Genomic DNA, 15,835 nt, shown 5'->3' with positions numbered 1-15,835 from the left:
AAGACCCTGGACTGAGCGAAGCGAGGGAAGCGGCTAAGGCCGTGCCCGTGGAAAGCGTCCGTCGAAATGGACATCAGCCATTTCTTTAGAAGAAAAGAGACTGCCCCTAAAAGTCACTTTTCATGACCTTTTGGGACAGCCCCTTTTGATGGATGAAATAAAGAACGCAGCTTCCTTTTGGGAGGCTGCGTTCTTGTCGTTTAGCTGCTCGAGACGAGGTCGGCTACGAGAATATAGCGTTCAGGAGCGTAGCCGACGAAATCGAAAGGATAGCACGTCGAGACAGTCAGCGTGGCCCTTGGTTTTGGGACAATGACGGTGCGGTCGTCTTCATCGACAATTCGCACTTGGCGTACGCGGTATGTGAAGGTGCCATCAGCTGTCTGAACGATGAACTCATCGCCTTTGCCAACTTGTCCAAGCTCACGAAATACAGTATCGCGGTGCCCGGACAAGACCGAGTTGTCGGATTGCCCTGGCATAACGCTCCCTGCATAATGGCCGACGCCTTTTTCCAGTTCGTCCTCATCGGTACCGTGAATAATTGGCAGGCTTGCCCCTAATTTAGGAATAATGAGTTCGCCCATCAAGTCGCCGATTTGGGGGTCAGATGGATAGCTGATGTCTTTTGGAAGTTGCCCTGTTTCTGCCGGTTCTGCCGGTTTTTCCGGTTTTTCCGGTTCTTCCGAATCCTCAAGGCTTTCTGCAGGTTCCGCATCTGGCAAGGAAACTTCAGCGTTTGTAGTCTGCAATTTTGGCGCGAAATCTTCCGCAGAGACAGCATCAGCTTTGTACAAAAGGTAGCCTTTTGCGAAAGTCGCTGCCTGGGTGCCGCTGAACCAGATGCCGAAAATAATCATTCCGGCTGCGGCAATCGTCATCAACCAGGAAATGGTTTTTTTACTCATGCTGTGCGCTTCACTCGGGAACGTCTGAACAACAAAGCGCCGAATGCGAGAATAGCAAGGCCAAATGCCATATTTGCCGCAAAATCACTTGCTGTTTTCGGCAATTTGCCGCCTTTGACGGTTTGGTTCGTGTTGTCGACAGGTTGTGTCGGAATCGGTGTAATGGCCGGTGTGCTGTCTTCCAATTCTTTTCCGGTATCAATGATGAGGTCCGAACCGAACATGTCAGCAGTCAACAGGATATCTGCCAGGAATTCACCTTGTGTATTGTATAGCTCGATCAACAGGTCGTAACCATCTGTCGACTCGAGAGAAATGAGCGATTGAACGTTCATCTCTTTTTTCTCGTCGCCTTTAACAAAATAATACTTGGCTTCCATTTCAAAGATTTCCATAAACTCATCGTAGATCGACAAAAGTTCCGCGATTTGTTCTGCGGATAATTCGGTTACAGTCGAAAATTCCTCGATCGCTATCATGCGTTCGCTAACTGCCATCAAGCGTTCTTCGAATTGTGGATTTGTGTAATCGAGTGTTTCAAAATGCTGTGCCAACCGCTCAAGTTCTTGCTCAGTCAAGCCGAATTCACTAAATACACTTTCCATATCCAAATCGAACAGCCAATCTTCTTGGTAGAACATAATGGAGCTTTCCAAGTCTTCGATAAACTCATAGTCTGCAAGGGATTCGTCGAACAAATTAAGGAATTGTTCCAGTTCTTCTTTAGAAGCAAATCCGAAATCCTCTAGTAAAGAGGCTAGGTTTTCATCTGTAATCGGTGTCAGTTCTAAATCGAAATTCAGGTAAAAATCGAGCGATTGTTCCAGCTCTTCCGCAAAAATGATGAAATCCCCATCCAATACGTCGACACCTGTATCCAAGTCTCCGAATTCTTCCAACAGGCTGTTTAGTTCAGCCCGCGTCAATTCGTATGTATCCATGATTTGCAAAATGCTGTCTTCTGTCAGCGGCGTGCCGAGTTCGATGGAAGAATAAAAATCATCCAAAGTCCATCCTTTTGTATCTAAATAGTCGATGTAATCCGCTTTTTCCCAGCCGATTTCAGCCAATAAGCGGTTAAACCCGCGGTCATCTTCTGAAATGGCAGAGGCCGGGGCTATGCCGATCGCGATTGCCAATAACAGAGACGTGATAATAGTGAAAATACCTTTCATTTGAATCCTCCTATATGTGAAATAAATGGAATATCTAGAATAGTATAGTCGTGAATCGTTACTTTTAGAATGGGTCAATAGAATTATAAGTAGTGAAATTATTTTCAGGGTCACTGACTAGAATATCTAATAAAAAATAATTAATTATTCGAATTGTCTTGCATTTTAGTTATTCATTATCGTATAGTCTATACAATAATGAATAAATGAGGTGAATAGATGCACCGACATTTGCTTGTGCCAGATTCTAAAGAAGAAGTTATGGCCATGCACGACGAAGATATTATCGTCACAAATAGGGAAGGGCGCATTATCAAAGTCACAGAAATGAGTGGCCTACATTACGGAGTGGAACCGGCTGCCTTGCTCGGCCGATCGATCTATGAGTTGGAGAGAGAAGGTGTTTTTACACCAGCAGTCACTCCGCAAGTCATCGAACGGAAGAAAAAACTGGTGCTTGTTCAAGAAACTGCGACCGGTAAGAAGATGCTCATTACGGGCATGCCGGTGTTTGATGAACAGCGGGAAGTCGAATATGTCATCAGTTATTCCTACGAAGTGTCAGAACTAATGATCATGAAAGAATACCTGGAGTCGCTCGAAACCGAAATGGACCGTGTTAAAGGAGAGCTTGCATATTTGCGTGGCAGGGACGTACCGGTTGAAGGATTCATTGCGCAAAGCGCGCAGTCCGAACGTGCCTTGCGCAGCGCATTGAAAATGGCGGAATACGATGCGCCACTCGTTATTGAAGGGCCAAGGGGGACCGGCAAAAGCTTAATCGCAAAGCTGATCCATCAACATAGTACACGGCGGGAGGAAGCGTTTATCGAAGTAGATTGCGGGGCGATCCCCGATACCATATTCGTGGAATCCTTTAATGAAACAGGTGGCTATTTTAGTCTCGCTGCAGGTGGGACATTGGTGCTCAACGAAATCGACCGACTATCATGCCGGGCCCAGTCGATGCTCGAGAAGCTGCTGGCAGAAAAACGCGACATCCGGCTCATCGCGATTAGCGAAACGTCTTTAGAGGCACATATGCAAGCAGGTGCATTCCGTGAAGCCTTGTTTTACTTATTGAACATTTCGCATATCGAACTGGCCGGTCTCCGTGGACGTCCGGAAGACTTGGAAGCATTCTTGTCACAAGTACTTGAAGAACTCGGCCGGAAATACGGCACACGAAAAAAACTGGCCGATGCGGCGTACGTGCATCTACTGCAATTGGAGTGGAAAGGCAATTTCCGGGAAGTCCGCAATGTGCTGGAACGCAGTTATCTGGAAAGTGAGTACGCTGACATTCGTCTCGAAGACTTGCCGGCGAGTTACCGCCCGGCGCAAGACGAACAAGTGGGCATCGAACTCGAAGGCCGGACCTTGCCGCATCTACTCGATGTAGTCGAAAAGAAAGTACTCGAGAATGCCAAGAAACGCTACCGGACAACGACTGAAATAGCGGAACGGCTGGGTATCAGCCAGCCATCAGTTGTCCGCAAATTAAAAAAACACGCTATCGCAACAGGAAGGGATGAAGACTTATGACAACGAAACAAACACCAGGTTGGATGGACATGACGAATTCGATCGGCAATTTACTTGCGCCGAGTATGGCAAAAGACCATCCGAATCTTCCGGTCGTAAAAGCGGAAGGCTGTTATTACTACGGGGCGGATGGACGCACTTATCTGGATTTCACGTCCGGCATTGCGGTGGAGAATGTTGGACATCGCCACCCGAAAGTCGTTCAGGCTATCAAAGACGGGGCTGACCATCTAATCCATGGGCCTTCGGGGGTCATCATTTACGAATCGATCTTGAAATTGGCGTACGAACTGCAGCAAATCATGCCAGGGAAACTCGATAACTTCTTTTTCGCCAATAGCGGCACCGAAGCGATCGAAGGCGGCATCAAACTGGCGAAATATGTAACGAAACGCCCGTATGTTGTGTCTTTCACAGGCTGTTTCCATGGCCGTTCGATGGGCGCGCTCAGCGTATCGACCTCGAAAAGCAAATACCGTAAGCATATGCAACCGTCTTGGCTGACGTATCAATTGCCGTATGCACATCCGGATGATTTGCCGGAAGGAGCAGACCCAGCTGTCTTTTTCCCGGAGAAACTCGAACGCGATATCGAAAAGCTTTTCAATCATCAAGTGACACCGGAAGAAGTTGCTTGCATCATCTTAGAACCGGTACTAGGTGAAGGCGGCTATATCATTCCGCCGAAAGAATGGTTGGAAAAAGTACGCGAAATTTGTGACCGACATGGCATCCTGCTTATTTTTGATGAAGTGCAAACAGGCTTTGGCCGTACCGGCAATTGGTTTGCGGCGCAGACTTTTGGCGTCACGCCGGACATTATGGCAGTTGCAAAAGGCATCGCAGCCGGACTTCCGCTCAGCGCGACGGTGGCCTCGAAAGAGTTGATGGATCAATGGCCGCTTGGTACGCATGGGACGACATTCGGCGGCAATCCACTCGCCTGTTCAGCAGCACTTGCTTCTATAGAAGTATTAAAAGAAGAACGGCTATTGGAAAATGCCCAAACACTGGGCGCCTATGCCCTCAAAGAGCTGGATAAGCTAAAGCAAAAGCATCCAGTCATCCGTGAAGTGCGTGGCGTTGGGCTTATGATTGGCATCGAATTGATGGATCCTAAAACGAAACGACCGGACGGGAAAGCGGTCATGGAAGTTTTGGATGATTGCCTGAAGCAAGGGGTGCTGTTCTATTTATGCGGCAATTCAGGAGAAGTCATCCGGATGATTCCGCCGCTCGTTGTCACGCAAGAGCAGATCGATGAAGGCATTCGCGTGCTCGACCAGGCGTTAACGAATTTACGGTAACAATTGAAGGGGATTATACAAAAGGGGGAAACGTTCATGACTAGCATTCCAAAAGAGAAACAGGCTTTATCGCCATCTGCCACATGGAAATTCATCATCCCATCACTAATCGGTGCGCTCTTATTTTTGGTACCTGTTTCGTATGAGGGTCAAATTACAATAGGAGTCGGCATTTTGGCTTCTTTCTTGCTCAGCACATTCGGCGAGTGGATTCCTGGCTTCATTCTAATTCTTCTTGGTTTCTCAGCGTTCTCAGGCCTGGCAGCGACAATCGCAAAGCCTGCCTTTATCCGTAATTCCGAGATGCTGCGCCCAATTTTCATTATCGGCCCTGTCAGCTTGGCCATTCGTTTTATCGGGTTTGCGGTTGGCGTCATGGCATTCTATGAAGTCGGCCCTGAAGCGATCGCTTCGCGCAATACAGGCGGCGTTGTGCTTTATGACCTGGCGCCGGTGCTCTTGACTTGGTTCTTGTTTGCCGGCATCTTGTTGCCGCTGCTCGTTGAATTCGGCTTGATGGAATTCGTTGGAACTTTGCTCAATAAAGTGATGCGTCCGGTGTTCACACTTCCAGGCCGTTCGTCGATCGATGCCATGGCCTCCTGGATGGGCGCGGCACCAGTAGGAGTACTTGTAACGATGAAACAGTATGACGAAGGCTACTACACAAAACGGGAAGCGGCTGTCATTGCAACAACGTTTTCAATCGCTTCGGTCGCCTTTAGTTTAGTAGTCGCAAACGTCATTGGCATCGGTCATTTATTCCTGCCGTTTTATCTGGCAGTTTCAGTTGCCTGCCTCGTTGCAGCAGTCATCATGCCGCGCATTCCGCCTTTGTCTCGTAAAACTGATACATACCGCGAAGGTGTCGGCAAACAAATTGACGACACGGTTCCAGAAAATGTGTCTTTGGTCAAATGGGGCTTTGAAGCAGCCCGTCTGAAAGCGAGTCGTGCTGCTAGCGGCAAGAAGCTGGCGCAGTCTGGCATCGGGACGGTCATGGACATTTGGCTAGGGTTGATACCGTTGGTGATGGCGCTGGGGACGGCCGCCTTAATCGTTGCGGAATATACGCCAATTTTCCGGATTATCGCATATCCGCTCATCCCACTACTGACAGTGCTAGGCTTGCCAGAAGCAGCTCAAGCTGCACCGACCTTACTGGTTGGATTTGCGGACATGTTCTTGCCTGCTGTTCTTGGCAGTGGCATCGAGAGCGACCTGACGAAATTCGTCATCGCTGGTATGTCGCTCACGCAATTGATTTATATGTCTGAAATTGGCATCTTGATTTTGAAATCAAATATCCCGGTGAAGTTCTGGGAGCTATTGGTGATTTTCCTATTGCGCACAGTGATTACCTTGCCGGTCATCGTCCTGTTCGCTCACCTGTTCGCTTAAGCAAAAGCCTCCGCCCTAGCGGAGGCTTTTTTGCTTATTGGAAACAATGCTATACTCTCAAGTAAACGACTGCATGAGGAAAGGTGAGAAGGTCCATGAAGATTACTAAAGCAATCATTCCGGCGGCGGGCCTTGGTACCCGTTTTTTGCCGGCAACCAAAGCGATGCCCAAAGAAATGCTGCCGATTGTCGACAAGCCGACGATCCAATACATTGTAGAAGAAGCAATCGCCTCTGGCATCACGAGCATTATCATCGTCACGGGTAAGGGTAAGCGGGCCATTGAAGATCATTTCGACCATGCCTTTGAACTTGAACACTTACTAAAAGAACAAGGAAAGCTCGACATGCTGGACTCGGTCTTGGCGACATCTGAAGTGGAAATCCATTACATCCGCCAAAAACAGCCGCTCGGCCTCGGCCATGCCATTTGGTCAGCGCGCCACTTTATTGGAGATGAGCCGTTTGCGGTGTTGCTTGGGGATGATATTGTCCAAAACGATCCACCAGCGCTTCTTCAATTGGTGGAGCAATTTGAAAAAACAGGGAGCCCGGTCATTGGCGTCAAGGAGGTCAGCGATAGCGAAACGCATCGTTACGGCATCATTGCCCCGTCTGAAATCGAGGGCTCCGTTATGAAAGTCGACCATTTTGTTGAAAAGCCGGCGCCGGGACATGCGCCTTCCAATTTTGCCATCATGGGCAGGTATGTGCTGACGCCGGAAATTTTTCAATTGCTGGCTGAACAGCAACCCGGTGCGGGTGGGGAGATCCAATTGACAGACGCCATCGGAAAATTGAACGCAATTCGTCCAGTCCTGGGGTTTGCTTTTGACGGCAAGCGCTACGATGTAGGCGAGAAATACGGGTTTATCGAAACGACGATCGAGTTTGCCCTTCAACGCCCTGAATTGAAAGCTCGGCTATTGGAGTTATTCGAACAGAAATTAGCCGAAGAAAAGACGGGACAATAGTTTCATTTATCGATTGAATTTTCTGATAATGAATGACATACTAAATATAAGTTCAACCGAATGGACACTGTGAGGAGGAGATTCGATGATTACAGAAGATGATATCCACGTCGACTACCGGATCCAGATGCGGCCGGGAACTGAAATCTTTGCTTGTGAAGCAGACTGTACACTGAAAGGGCAAGACGAGCAGGTACAAGTAGGAGATGCCCGTTTCTATTTGTTTAATCCACAGCGCAGTTCGCTTGAATCTTTAGCCATGTATGCGGAACACATCTCTGAGGGTTTGGGGGAAGTGTATCGCGACCTGAAGCATATTCCAGATATCGATGATGTCTTTGGGCTGGTTGCTGTATTTGATGATTTGAAAGTGGCAGAAGATGAGCGCAATAAAGGCATCGGGGAATCCTTTGGCCAGAAGATGCTGGAGGAGTTGCGTTTCCTAGATGTTGAGCTGCTGGTTGTCATTCCTGGCTATTATACGAATACAAGTAAACAAGACGAGGCCTATAATAAGAAAATCAGGGCTTATTACAAAAAGAATGGATTCAAGCGCTTAAAGAAAAACATGGATAATCCAGTCATGTATACGTATTTATAAAACAAAGGAAAGCTGTCGGTTCGGCAGCATTTCAGGTTGTCGAGAAACTCAGGAAGTCGCATTTTCCGAAGCTTATCGCTCGCTTTCCGTGGGCTCGCGCCCAAGCCTCCTCAGCCGCTTCGCGTCTTGCGGGGTCTCGGTCGTCTCGCTGATCCACCGGAGTCGAGCGAACACATCTCCAAATACTCAGAGAGGTCATTGACTGTTGAAGAAAGCAAAAGACACTCTTTTTTCGTAGTTGAGAGCAAACCATAGACTTCTTCAACACTCTGGAAAAGCTGCCGGTTCGGCAGCTTTTTTTGTTGCGTTTTTTCTGCTTGGTTGAAACGGCAAGCGATGGAACCGGAATTTTTTTCAGAAAAACCCTGGATTTTGATGGGAATTATTGTATCCGCTTTCAATTGCTTCAGGGAGTGGAGGATGAATCTTTCTACATGGCGAAAATAATATCTGAAAATTAAGATTAAATAATACTTAATACCTAAAACACTCAAAAAATCACAGGATATTATTACTGACAATACTTTTTATACTAGTTTAAATTGTTTTTGTGTAGTAGTATAGGTTTATGATATTTCAATATTTATAATATTGAAATAAATAACAGGTATTTTAACCTATGCGATGGGGTGGGCAGAATGAAAAACAATTTGAAACTTGGAATTCTGATTTTAACGATGCTTGGATTCGGGTGGGCATTATTTTCTCTGGTTCTGCCGTTTTCTACCGAGATGCTGCTCGTAGCGGGGCTCTCAATCTTGTTCATGACTTTAATTCATGAACGCTATGTATTCCTGTATGGCATAAGCATCATTTTAAGCTATGGGATTTTCTTGACGATCTTTGCCTTTTTCTTCACGCAACGGCCGGAATTGGAAATCATGTATGTCTATAGCCATCTGCTGTTTACCGGTTTTATCCTGTCGTTCTGGCTGTTGCTCAACCAGATCAAGCAAATTGGCTACGAAGCAAGCGAATTGCGCAGGCAAGTGCAGCTTCTCCAGAAATATCACGGAGAGACCGATATCCTGACGGTGAATGAGTTCACAGAGCAGGCCCAATGGGTGCTGAAGACGACAGAACGCCGCCAGGAAGAAGCCTGGTTTGTGGAAATCTCGATCAATATAAAAAACAAGCGCACGCAGCAAAACATCAAGGAGTCTCTTGAACGGGCGACTTTGTCAACGATCCGCCAGAAATTCGACTTGGCGACCTCGACCGGGCAATCGATTTACCTGCTGCTGAAAGATATCGATGAGGAAGGCGTCCGACTCATGATGGAACGCTACCGGGACAAGGTGAAGCAGGAATTGAATTTACTAGATTCACCTTATGAAGTCAGAAAGGAGCAGGTATCCAATTTAAATGAATTGTCGCGTGCTTTAGGTAAGGCCATATGAATATAATCATCACCGCCACTGTCGTCCTGTTTTGGATTTTGCTGCTGTTCTATTCCGCGGTGACAATCGGAGGCGTTTGGTACCGGCTGCGGTTCCGCAATCCGCCGAAGGCCAAGCATTATCCGAGCGTGGCCGTGTTGATTCCAGCGCATAATGAAGAAATCGTCATCGAAAATACATTGCGTGCCATGGCGCGGCTGAGATATGAAGGAAAGCTTGATGTTTACTTATTGGATGATAGTTCGAAGGATGGGACGGCTGCCATCGTCCAGGAATTCGCGGAAGTCTTTTCGCGCATCCATTATATTCCCGTGCCGCCCGGCAATCCAAAAGGCAAATCACGGGTCTTGAACTATGGGTTGAGCGTGACGGAGTCGGATTATTTCGTGGTTTATGATGCTGATAATGAACCAGAACCAGATGCTTTGGAGAAATTGGTCCAGGCGGCAGAAGCGGTGCCGAATGCGGCAGGTGCTGTCGGGTACGTCAAAACCAAGAATGTGGATACGAATATATTGACCCGAATGATCGCGCTCGAATTCCAAGTGTTCCAGCTGCTTATGCAATGCGGGCGTTGGGCACTTTTCAGACTTGGGTCTCTCGCAGGGACCAATATGCTTTTGCGCCGTTCGGTCATTGAAAAGCTGGGAGGCTATGACGTATACGCGCTGGCAGAAGATGCCGAGCTCACGGTCCGCTTGACTGCAGCAGGTTATGTATTGCCGGTGATCCCGACTTCGCGTACGTGGGAGCAGGAGCCCGAGACCTTGAAAGCCTTCATCAAACAGCGAACACGCTGGTTAACGGGGAATCTCTATTTACTGGAGAAATCGATAAAGGATCGGTCGCATTGGAGAGGAAAAACTTTCGTGCTCAGTTTACAGCATCTCTTCACATACCTGATTTTCGTATTGATGTTGCTGATATCGGATGTTTTCTTCATCTTGAGCGTTGCTGGGGTGGATATCCCGAATATCGGGGCGCCGCTCATGATGTTATGGTTCATGACTTATATAGTTTACACTGCACAGCTTCTAAGTGCGCTGGTCATTGATCGCAATGTATCACTGACCAATGTGCTGTACATTTTGGTCATGTATTTCACTTATGCCCAATTGTTCATCCTGCTATTGATCCGCAGTGTCTCTACTTATACATGGAGCAAATTGCGCAAAAAAACAATCGCCTGGGACAAAACCCAGCGTTTCAAAGGGAGAGTGGATTCATGAGGAAATGGCTCTTGTTGGTGTTGGTTCCTGCGGTGGTCCTTGGCGCATGCAGTGAGGAAACAAGTGAACCTACACCTCCGAGTGAAGAGCAGCAGTTGCCGGATGATAGCGAAGAGGGAGTGGACGAAAAAGCGGTGCCTGAAGGCTTCGCAGAAAATTATTTCGATGAAAAGCGGTTTATCCATGCCTATCCCTCTGCCCCGGACTCACAATATTTATCCGAAAGTATCGGACTGTATATGGAATATTTAGTGATGATGGAAGACGCGGAACAATTTGAACTTCAGTACAACAACCTGATGAATGAGTTTGTGGTAGAAGAAGGGGAAGATTTTTTTATCAAATGGCTGATTTATGAAGATGCAAGCGTTAATGCGCTGATCGATGATATCCGGATAGCTGCAGTGCTAAGGGAAGCGGCTGATTTGTTCGGACAGAGCGAATATTCCGATACCGCAGACCGGATTATTGAAACGATTTCTCGGATCCAGACGAATAATGGGTACACGGTCGATTATTACGATTGGCAAGTGGAATTTCCGGCCCAGCGAGTGACCTTGAGTTATTTGATCGACGACGTGCCAAAAGATATGAACGCAGATCGTGTGTTGGAGAACGTCGATGCCAGTGAAGTATTCTTTCCGGAGTATTTCGATGTGGTAAATGAAGTTTATGTGAAAAGCGAAGTTGTCCATCCGATTGATCAATTGCTGATTGCCATTAACCGAGAACGAATTGGTTTATCCTCGGACCTTTTTGAGGAATGGCTTAAAACCGAATGGGCGGAAGAAGGACGATTGTTCGGAAGGTACGACCGCGAGACACTTCAGCCGGCGGTAACGTATGAATCACTGGCGATGTACTTTTTCATGAATGAATATTTCCTGATTATTGGAGAAGATCAAGCAGCGGAAGAAGTGAAAACCCGCGCGACAGAGATGATCGAAGAGAACGGGGAAGGCGAAACGCATTTCTTCGATTTTATCCATTACCATCTCATGATGGAAGATGAGACGAAGTAGGAAAGGGGGCTCCGTTGATGAAAAAGATTATTTCCCTCCTTATGCTGTTGGTTATTTTAACCGCCAGCCCTTGGCAAGCAGCTGCGGATGAGGAGCCTGGCGACCAGCCAAAAGTGCTGCTGTTATACCACGCGGAAGAAAAAACGCAAGAAGAAGAAGTACCGCTGCTCGACATGCTGGTTGGGCATTTCAGTTCCGATATAACGGTACAGTCTATTGAAGACGCCGCGGCTGAATATGTTAAAGGCGACTATACGCATGTTATTTACTTGGGGCTTGGGAAAAGGCAATTGACTGAGGAAGAATTATTTGTGGTCGACCAATACGATGATGTGAAAAAAATGTTCATCGGGAACTATTTTGAATACTTCAAGGAGGCGCCTAGCCTTAGCATCCGCGATTACCGCCACATTGATGGCGTAAGTGGTGAGGGCAAGTCGTTTGATTTAAGGGGAAAGAAAGACATGATGCTCATCAATGGGATCGATCAAATGGAGGTCTTATATGAAGGGCAAGCGGCTGATGGATCGTATCCGCTCATCTTTAAGAATGACAATTTGTATTACGTGGCAGCCAACTCGATCACTGGGAGACTTAGCGATATTATCGGGGAATCGCTCTTCGATTTCTTCGACCGGGAGAAGTCCCAGCCGAAGAAACTGATTCGCCTGGAAGACATTCATCCGAGGAGCGACCCGGTGCTCGTCAAGCAAGTCGGTGATTATTTAGCGGAGCGGGACATCCCGTATGCGGTGACGGTCGTGCCGGTTTATAAGAATCCAGAAACTGGAGAAGACATCCACTTATCTCAAGCACTCGAATTGGTTGAGGTGTTGCAAGAAATGCAAAAAAATGGCGCAAGCCTCATCCAGCATGGCTACTTCCATCAATACCGGGAAGATGAGACAGGGGAAGGCTTCGAATATTGGGATGTCGATTATGACCGTCCGATTTATCAATCGAACACATCAGAAGTGAAACTGAGAGAAGATTTCCCTTCTGATGAAGCCTATCAAGATTTCGTCCAAAATGTCGGCTTGCCCTATGAGCAAACGTATATATACGATTCCATCGTCAATGGAGTTTACGAAATGACAGCGGAGGGATTATACCCAATTGCGTTTGAGGCGCCCCATTACTCCATGTCGCAAACTGGCTATAAAGAGCTATCTAAGTATTTCACTACTTATGTCGGACAAATTCAAATTTCCGACCGGACCTATGATGGAACTTTTGTGCCCTTGTATGAATCGACTCCAGCTGGTCTGCATGGGATGAAAGTAATTCCTGAAACAATGGGTTATGTGAATCCAAAAAGAAACGAATCGATTGATAGGATGATGCAAAAAGCGGATTATGCGTCTCAATTCAGCGATAGTTATTTAGCATTTTTCTATCATCCCTATTTGGGTATCGAGAAGTTTGATGAGTTGATGACCCAATTGGAGAAATACGATCAGTACGAATGGGTCGATTTGAAAGAGATGGAACATAAGACGGAAGTGGATGGAATGGTGGTAGAAACTGCGAATGGCGATATCAACGTTTCACGCCCGATGAGTGTTCTTGTAACGCAAACGACGAGAGATCTTTGGTGGGTAGCCATTCCGCTCATTATTTTTGTCATCATAGCAATAGCGACCATTGCTCGGAAATTCCGTAAGCAAAAAACGGATAGTGAATTCTGGGAGAGCCAATAAAACCGATCGTGTATAACAAAGTGGGGCAGAGAATTTCTCTGTCCCATAGTTTTTTTCGATAAGCTAGTGTAAGATAATTTGGGTGGAGAAATTCAATATCTTTTTGATTTTTTGCCAATTATTTTACGAGGAAGATAATATAATGAATAACTTTAAAAATTTACCGTTTTTCATCTGCTTAGCCTTCTTTGCCGGGATAGCCTTGCTTTTTTTCCGGTGGCCATTTTACGAATACGCCTTGATGGCAGCTTTTGTATCAGTTCCGTTTCTCCTGTGGCTGCCTAGGAAACAGCTGCCGGTCTTTTTATTTGTGGTGCTAATTGCATCACTTTGGATGGCGGTTCAAGAACCTGCTGCAGCCATGAAGTCTATAGGAAATTATTTCCTTCTGTCAGTTTTTCACTTTTCACTTTGGACAGTTTCCGAACAATTAAAATTAGTGGCAGAAGAAACAAAACTTCTGAAAGATGAGCGGGAACTTTTGCTTCAAAAAGACGAAGAGCTTCGTGCGCTGAATTTGCAGGAATTTGTGGAACAGGCTTTATGGATGTTAAAGACTAATAAACAACAAGATCGAACGTGGCTAATGGAAGTGGCACCGTTTGCCAGCTGCCCTTTGCAAACCCAAGAATTGGAGCGGGCAGCGCTGCTATCGATAGTTCGGGAACGCGATCTCGTAACTAGCAGAAAAGGAGCAGTTTATCTGCTAGTCAAAGAAACTGGGGAAGATTCTGTTCAGCCTTTGGTGAAGCGGATTGAACAAGCGATGGAGACAGAGCATGAACCTGCAAGATTTAAAATAACCAAAACGGCGATTACTTCAGTCGGCGAAATGGGGAGTTTATTCAGTTGAAGAAATTACATGCAAGGAAATCAGTAATCATGGCAGTTTTGGGAAGCTTGGCGATAGGGGGATGTGGAATGGTCAATGGGCAAGAAAGTTCAGTTCAGGAGACAGTCGACTCCCATTATGTTAATGACGAAGGGGTCATTCATGCCTATCCAGACAAACCGGAATCTGAATATCTGTCAGAGAGCCTTGGTTTGTATATGGAATATTTGTTGCAAGTTGGAGATAAACAGCATTTTGCAGAGCAGGCAGCCATTTTGAAAGACAGGTTTTTAGTCGAGACTGGGGGGCAAGTATTTGTCCCTTGGCGGCTTTATGAAGAAGCGAATGTAAATGCGTTGATCGACGATGTGCGCATTTCAGCGGCGTTGGAAGCGGCAGCTGAACAATTTTCAGAACCTGCTTACTCAGAACTTTCCAAGCAAATCCTGTCTGCAATTGAAGATCGTCAGCATCAGCAAGGCATTGCCGTTGACTTTTACGACTGGTCTTTTCAATTGGCAGGCAACCGACTGACACTCAGTTATTTGATTGACGACATGACGGTGCTTCCCGAATCTTACACTATGCTGAATTTGGAAGAAACGGGTATTTTTTTTCCGGAATACTATGATTTTGAAAAAAAGCAATATGTCAAAAGTAAAGAAGTCCATATGATTGACCAATTATTGATTGCAATCAATCGTTTTGACCGAGGTTTGGATTCGCCTGAATTTAAGAAGTGGTTGATGGAAGAGTGGGACAGCCGAGAGAGACTGGCTGGGCGTTACGACCGAGACACTGGAGAGGCGGCTGTCGATTATGAATCGCTAGCAGTATATTATTATTTGTGGCAGTATTTCGAGCGTGTCGGTCATGTGGAATTATCGGAACAAGCAGTACAGCGTGCAGAGTCATTGGCGGGAGAAGAATTGCCCGGGGAACTTCATTTTTTTGACTTCATCCATTACCAAATGATGATGCACGAACAATAATCGGGCTGTTTCAACAAGAGGGCGAAAAGGAGAAATCCTTTTCGCCTTTTTAAGTAATTTAGACTAACTTGTGTTCGACTCACCTAGTTAGTTTATTTTCCAGCAGGGTATGGAAATGATGAGGTGTAAATTTCTGGAGGTGGTCGAATGGAAATGGTCTTAGCGGTACTGATTGGTCTCGCGTTGAGTGCGACGGTCGGCTTCCGTATTTTTACCCCGTTGTTGATCACAGGAATTTTCGAACGTGTTGATTGGGTCACTTTGTCTGAAGGGTTCAGTTGGGTCGGCAGCACGCCTGCGCTTATTGCGTTCGGGGCAGCTACGATATTCGAAATTATAGTCAATTATATTCCGGCAGTCGGTTCATTTATGAAATTGATTTCCACGCCGGTCGCAGCACTTGCGGGAATATTGTTAACGGCATCATTTATCGGAGACATGAACCCGTTTCTGGAATGGACCATCGCAATTGTCGGTGGGGGCGGTGTAGCTACAGCTTCTCATGCTACTTTGACAGCAGTGAAAGGGGTCAGCGATACAGCGTTGATGGGTCCGGCTGTCTCGGTTGCAGAAGATGCCACCGCTACTCTCGCACCGATATTGATTTTTTTGGTGCCGGTACTGGCGATCGTGTTTTTGTTGGGGATGGCGATTGTGATGTTCCGTTTGTATAAACGTATTTTATACAGGAAAAGCCCGGCTTGACTCGCTTTAGCATCTGAATGAGGAAATAGAAAAAAGCCATCCTT

Annotated in this window: 14 protein-coding genes; 12 read left to right on the top strand and 2 right to left on the bottom strand. The window is 46.5% G+C overall.

Translation table 11 applies throughout. The annotated features are described in order from the left end of the window. Positions 1-200: 200 nt before the first annotated feature. Complete coding sequence (locus tag BBI11_RS11575; protein ID WP_068463474.1) at positions 201-908, bottom strand: class D sortase; 708 nt, start codon at positions 906-908, stop codon at positions 201-203. Continuing rightward, on the bottom strand, positions 905-2,083 hold the full coding sequence (locus BBI11_RS11570) for a processed acidic surface protein (RefSeq protein WP_068463473.1): 1,179 nt from the start codon (positions 2,081-2,083) through the stop codon (positions 905-907). Before BBI11_RS11570 ends, BBI11_RS11575 begins: the two co-directional genes overlap by 4 nt. A gap of 219 nt (positions 2,084-2,302) precedes the next feature. On the opposite strand from BBI11_RS11570, the gene BBI11_RS11565 reads away from it, so the two are divergent. The 12 genes from BBI11_RS11565 (at position 2,303) to BBI11_RS11510 (ending at position 15,791) form a co-directional block, all read left to right on the top strand. Then, positions 2,303-3,628 (top strand): sigma 54-interacting transcriptional regulator, encoded by a 1,326-nt coding sequence (locus BBI11_RS11565; RefSeq protein WP_068463471.1) that lies wholly within the window; start codon positions 2,303-2,305, stop codon positions 3,626-3,628. Then, complete coding sequence (locus BBI11_RS11560) at positions 3,625-4,935, top strand: aspartate aminotransferase family protein (protein WP_068463469.1); 1,311 nt, start codon at positions 3,625-3,627, stop codon at positions 4,933-4,935. Before BBI11_RS11565 ends, BBI11_RS11560 begins: the two co-directional genes overlap by 4 nt. Positions 4,936-4,971: 36 nt before the next feature. Further along, positions 4,972-6,336, top strand: a complete 1,365-nt coding sequence (locus BBI11_RS11555) for a YjiH family protein (protein ID WP_068463468.1) — start codon at positions 4,972-4,974, stop codon at positions 6,334-6,336. Positions 6,337-6,431: 95 nt separating this feature from the next. Then, entirely contained in the window at positions 6,432-7,310 is an 879-nt protein-coding gene (galU, locus tag BBI11_RS11550; protein ID WP_068463466.1) for a UTP--glucose-1-phosphate uridylyltransferase GalU, read from the top strand. 85 nt (positions 7,311-7,395) lie between these two features. Further along, positions 7,396-7,911, top strand: coding sequence for a hypothetical protein (locus tag BBI11_RS11545; protein WP_068463464.1), 516 nt, complete (start codon positions 7,396-7,398; stop codon positions 7,909-7,911). A gap of 638 nt (positions 7,912-8,549) precedes the next feature. Beyond that, entirely contained in the window at positions 8,550-9,311 is a 762-nt protein-coding gene (locus tag BBI11_RS11540; RefSeq protein WP_068463462.1) for a hypothetical protein, read from the top strand. Continuing rightward, positions 9,308-10,540 (top strand): glycosyltransferase family 2 protein, encoded by a 1,233-nt coding sequence (locus tag BBI11_RS11535; protein WP_068463460.1) that lies wholly within the window; start codon positions 9,308-9,310, stop codon positions 10,538-10,540. The genes BBI11_RS11540 and BBI11_RS11535 overlap by 4 nt, the downstream gene beginning before the upstream one ends. After that, positions 10,537-11,562: a hypothetical protein gene (locus BBI11_RS11530; RefSeq protein ID WP_068463459.1), complete on the top strand. Its 1,026-nt coding sequence runs from the start codon at positions 10,537-10,539 to the stop codon at positions 11,560-11,562. The genes BBI11_RS11535 and BBI11_RS11530 overlap by 4 nt, the downstream gene beginning before the upstream one ends. A 17-nt stretch (positions 11,563-11,579) precedes the next feature. Continuing rightward, positions 11,580-13,262, top strand: coding sequence for a DUF2334 domain-containing protein (locus tag BBI11_RS11525; protein WP_068463457.1), 1,683 nt, complete (start codon positions 11,580-11,582; stop codon positions 13,260-13,262). Between the two features lie 82 nt (positions 13,263-13,344). Next, complete coding sequence (locus BBI11_RS11520; RefSeq protein ID WP_156889065.1) at positions 13,345-14,115, top strand: hypothetical protein; 771 nt, start codon at positions 13,345-13,347, stop codon at positions 14,113-14,115. A 68-nt stretch (positions 14,116-14,183) separates the two neighbouring features. Beyond that, positions 14,184-15,086 carry a hypothetical protein gene (locus BBI11_RS11515; RefSeq protein ID WP_068463453.1) on the top strand — a complete coding sequence of 301 codons (903 nt, stop codon included), beginning with the start codon at positions 14,184-14,186 and terminating at the stop codon, positions 15,084-15,086. Between the two features lie 147 nt (positions 15,087-15,233). Continuing rightward, positions 15,234-15,791, top strand: coding sequence for a DUF4126 domain-containing protein (locus BBI11_RS11510; RefSeq protein ID WP_068463451.1), 558 nt, complete (start codon positions 15,234-15,236; stop codon positions 15,789-15,791). Positions 15,792-15,835 lie beyond the last annotated feature (44 nt).

This window comes from Planococcus maritimus, from assembly GCF_001687625.2.
Lineage (GTDB): Bacteria > Bacillota > Bacilli > Bacillales_A > Planococcaceae > Planococcus > Planococcus maritimus.
This window is presented reverse-complemented; position numbering and strand designations above follow the sequence as displayed.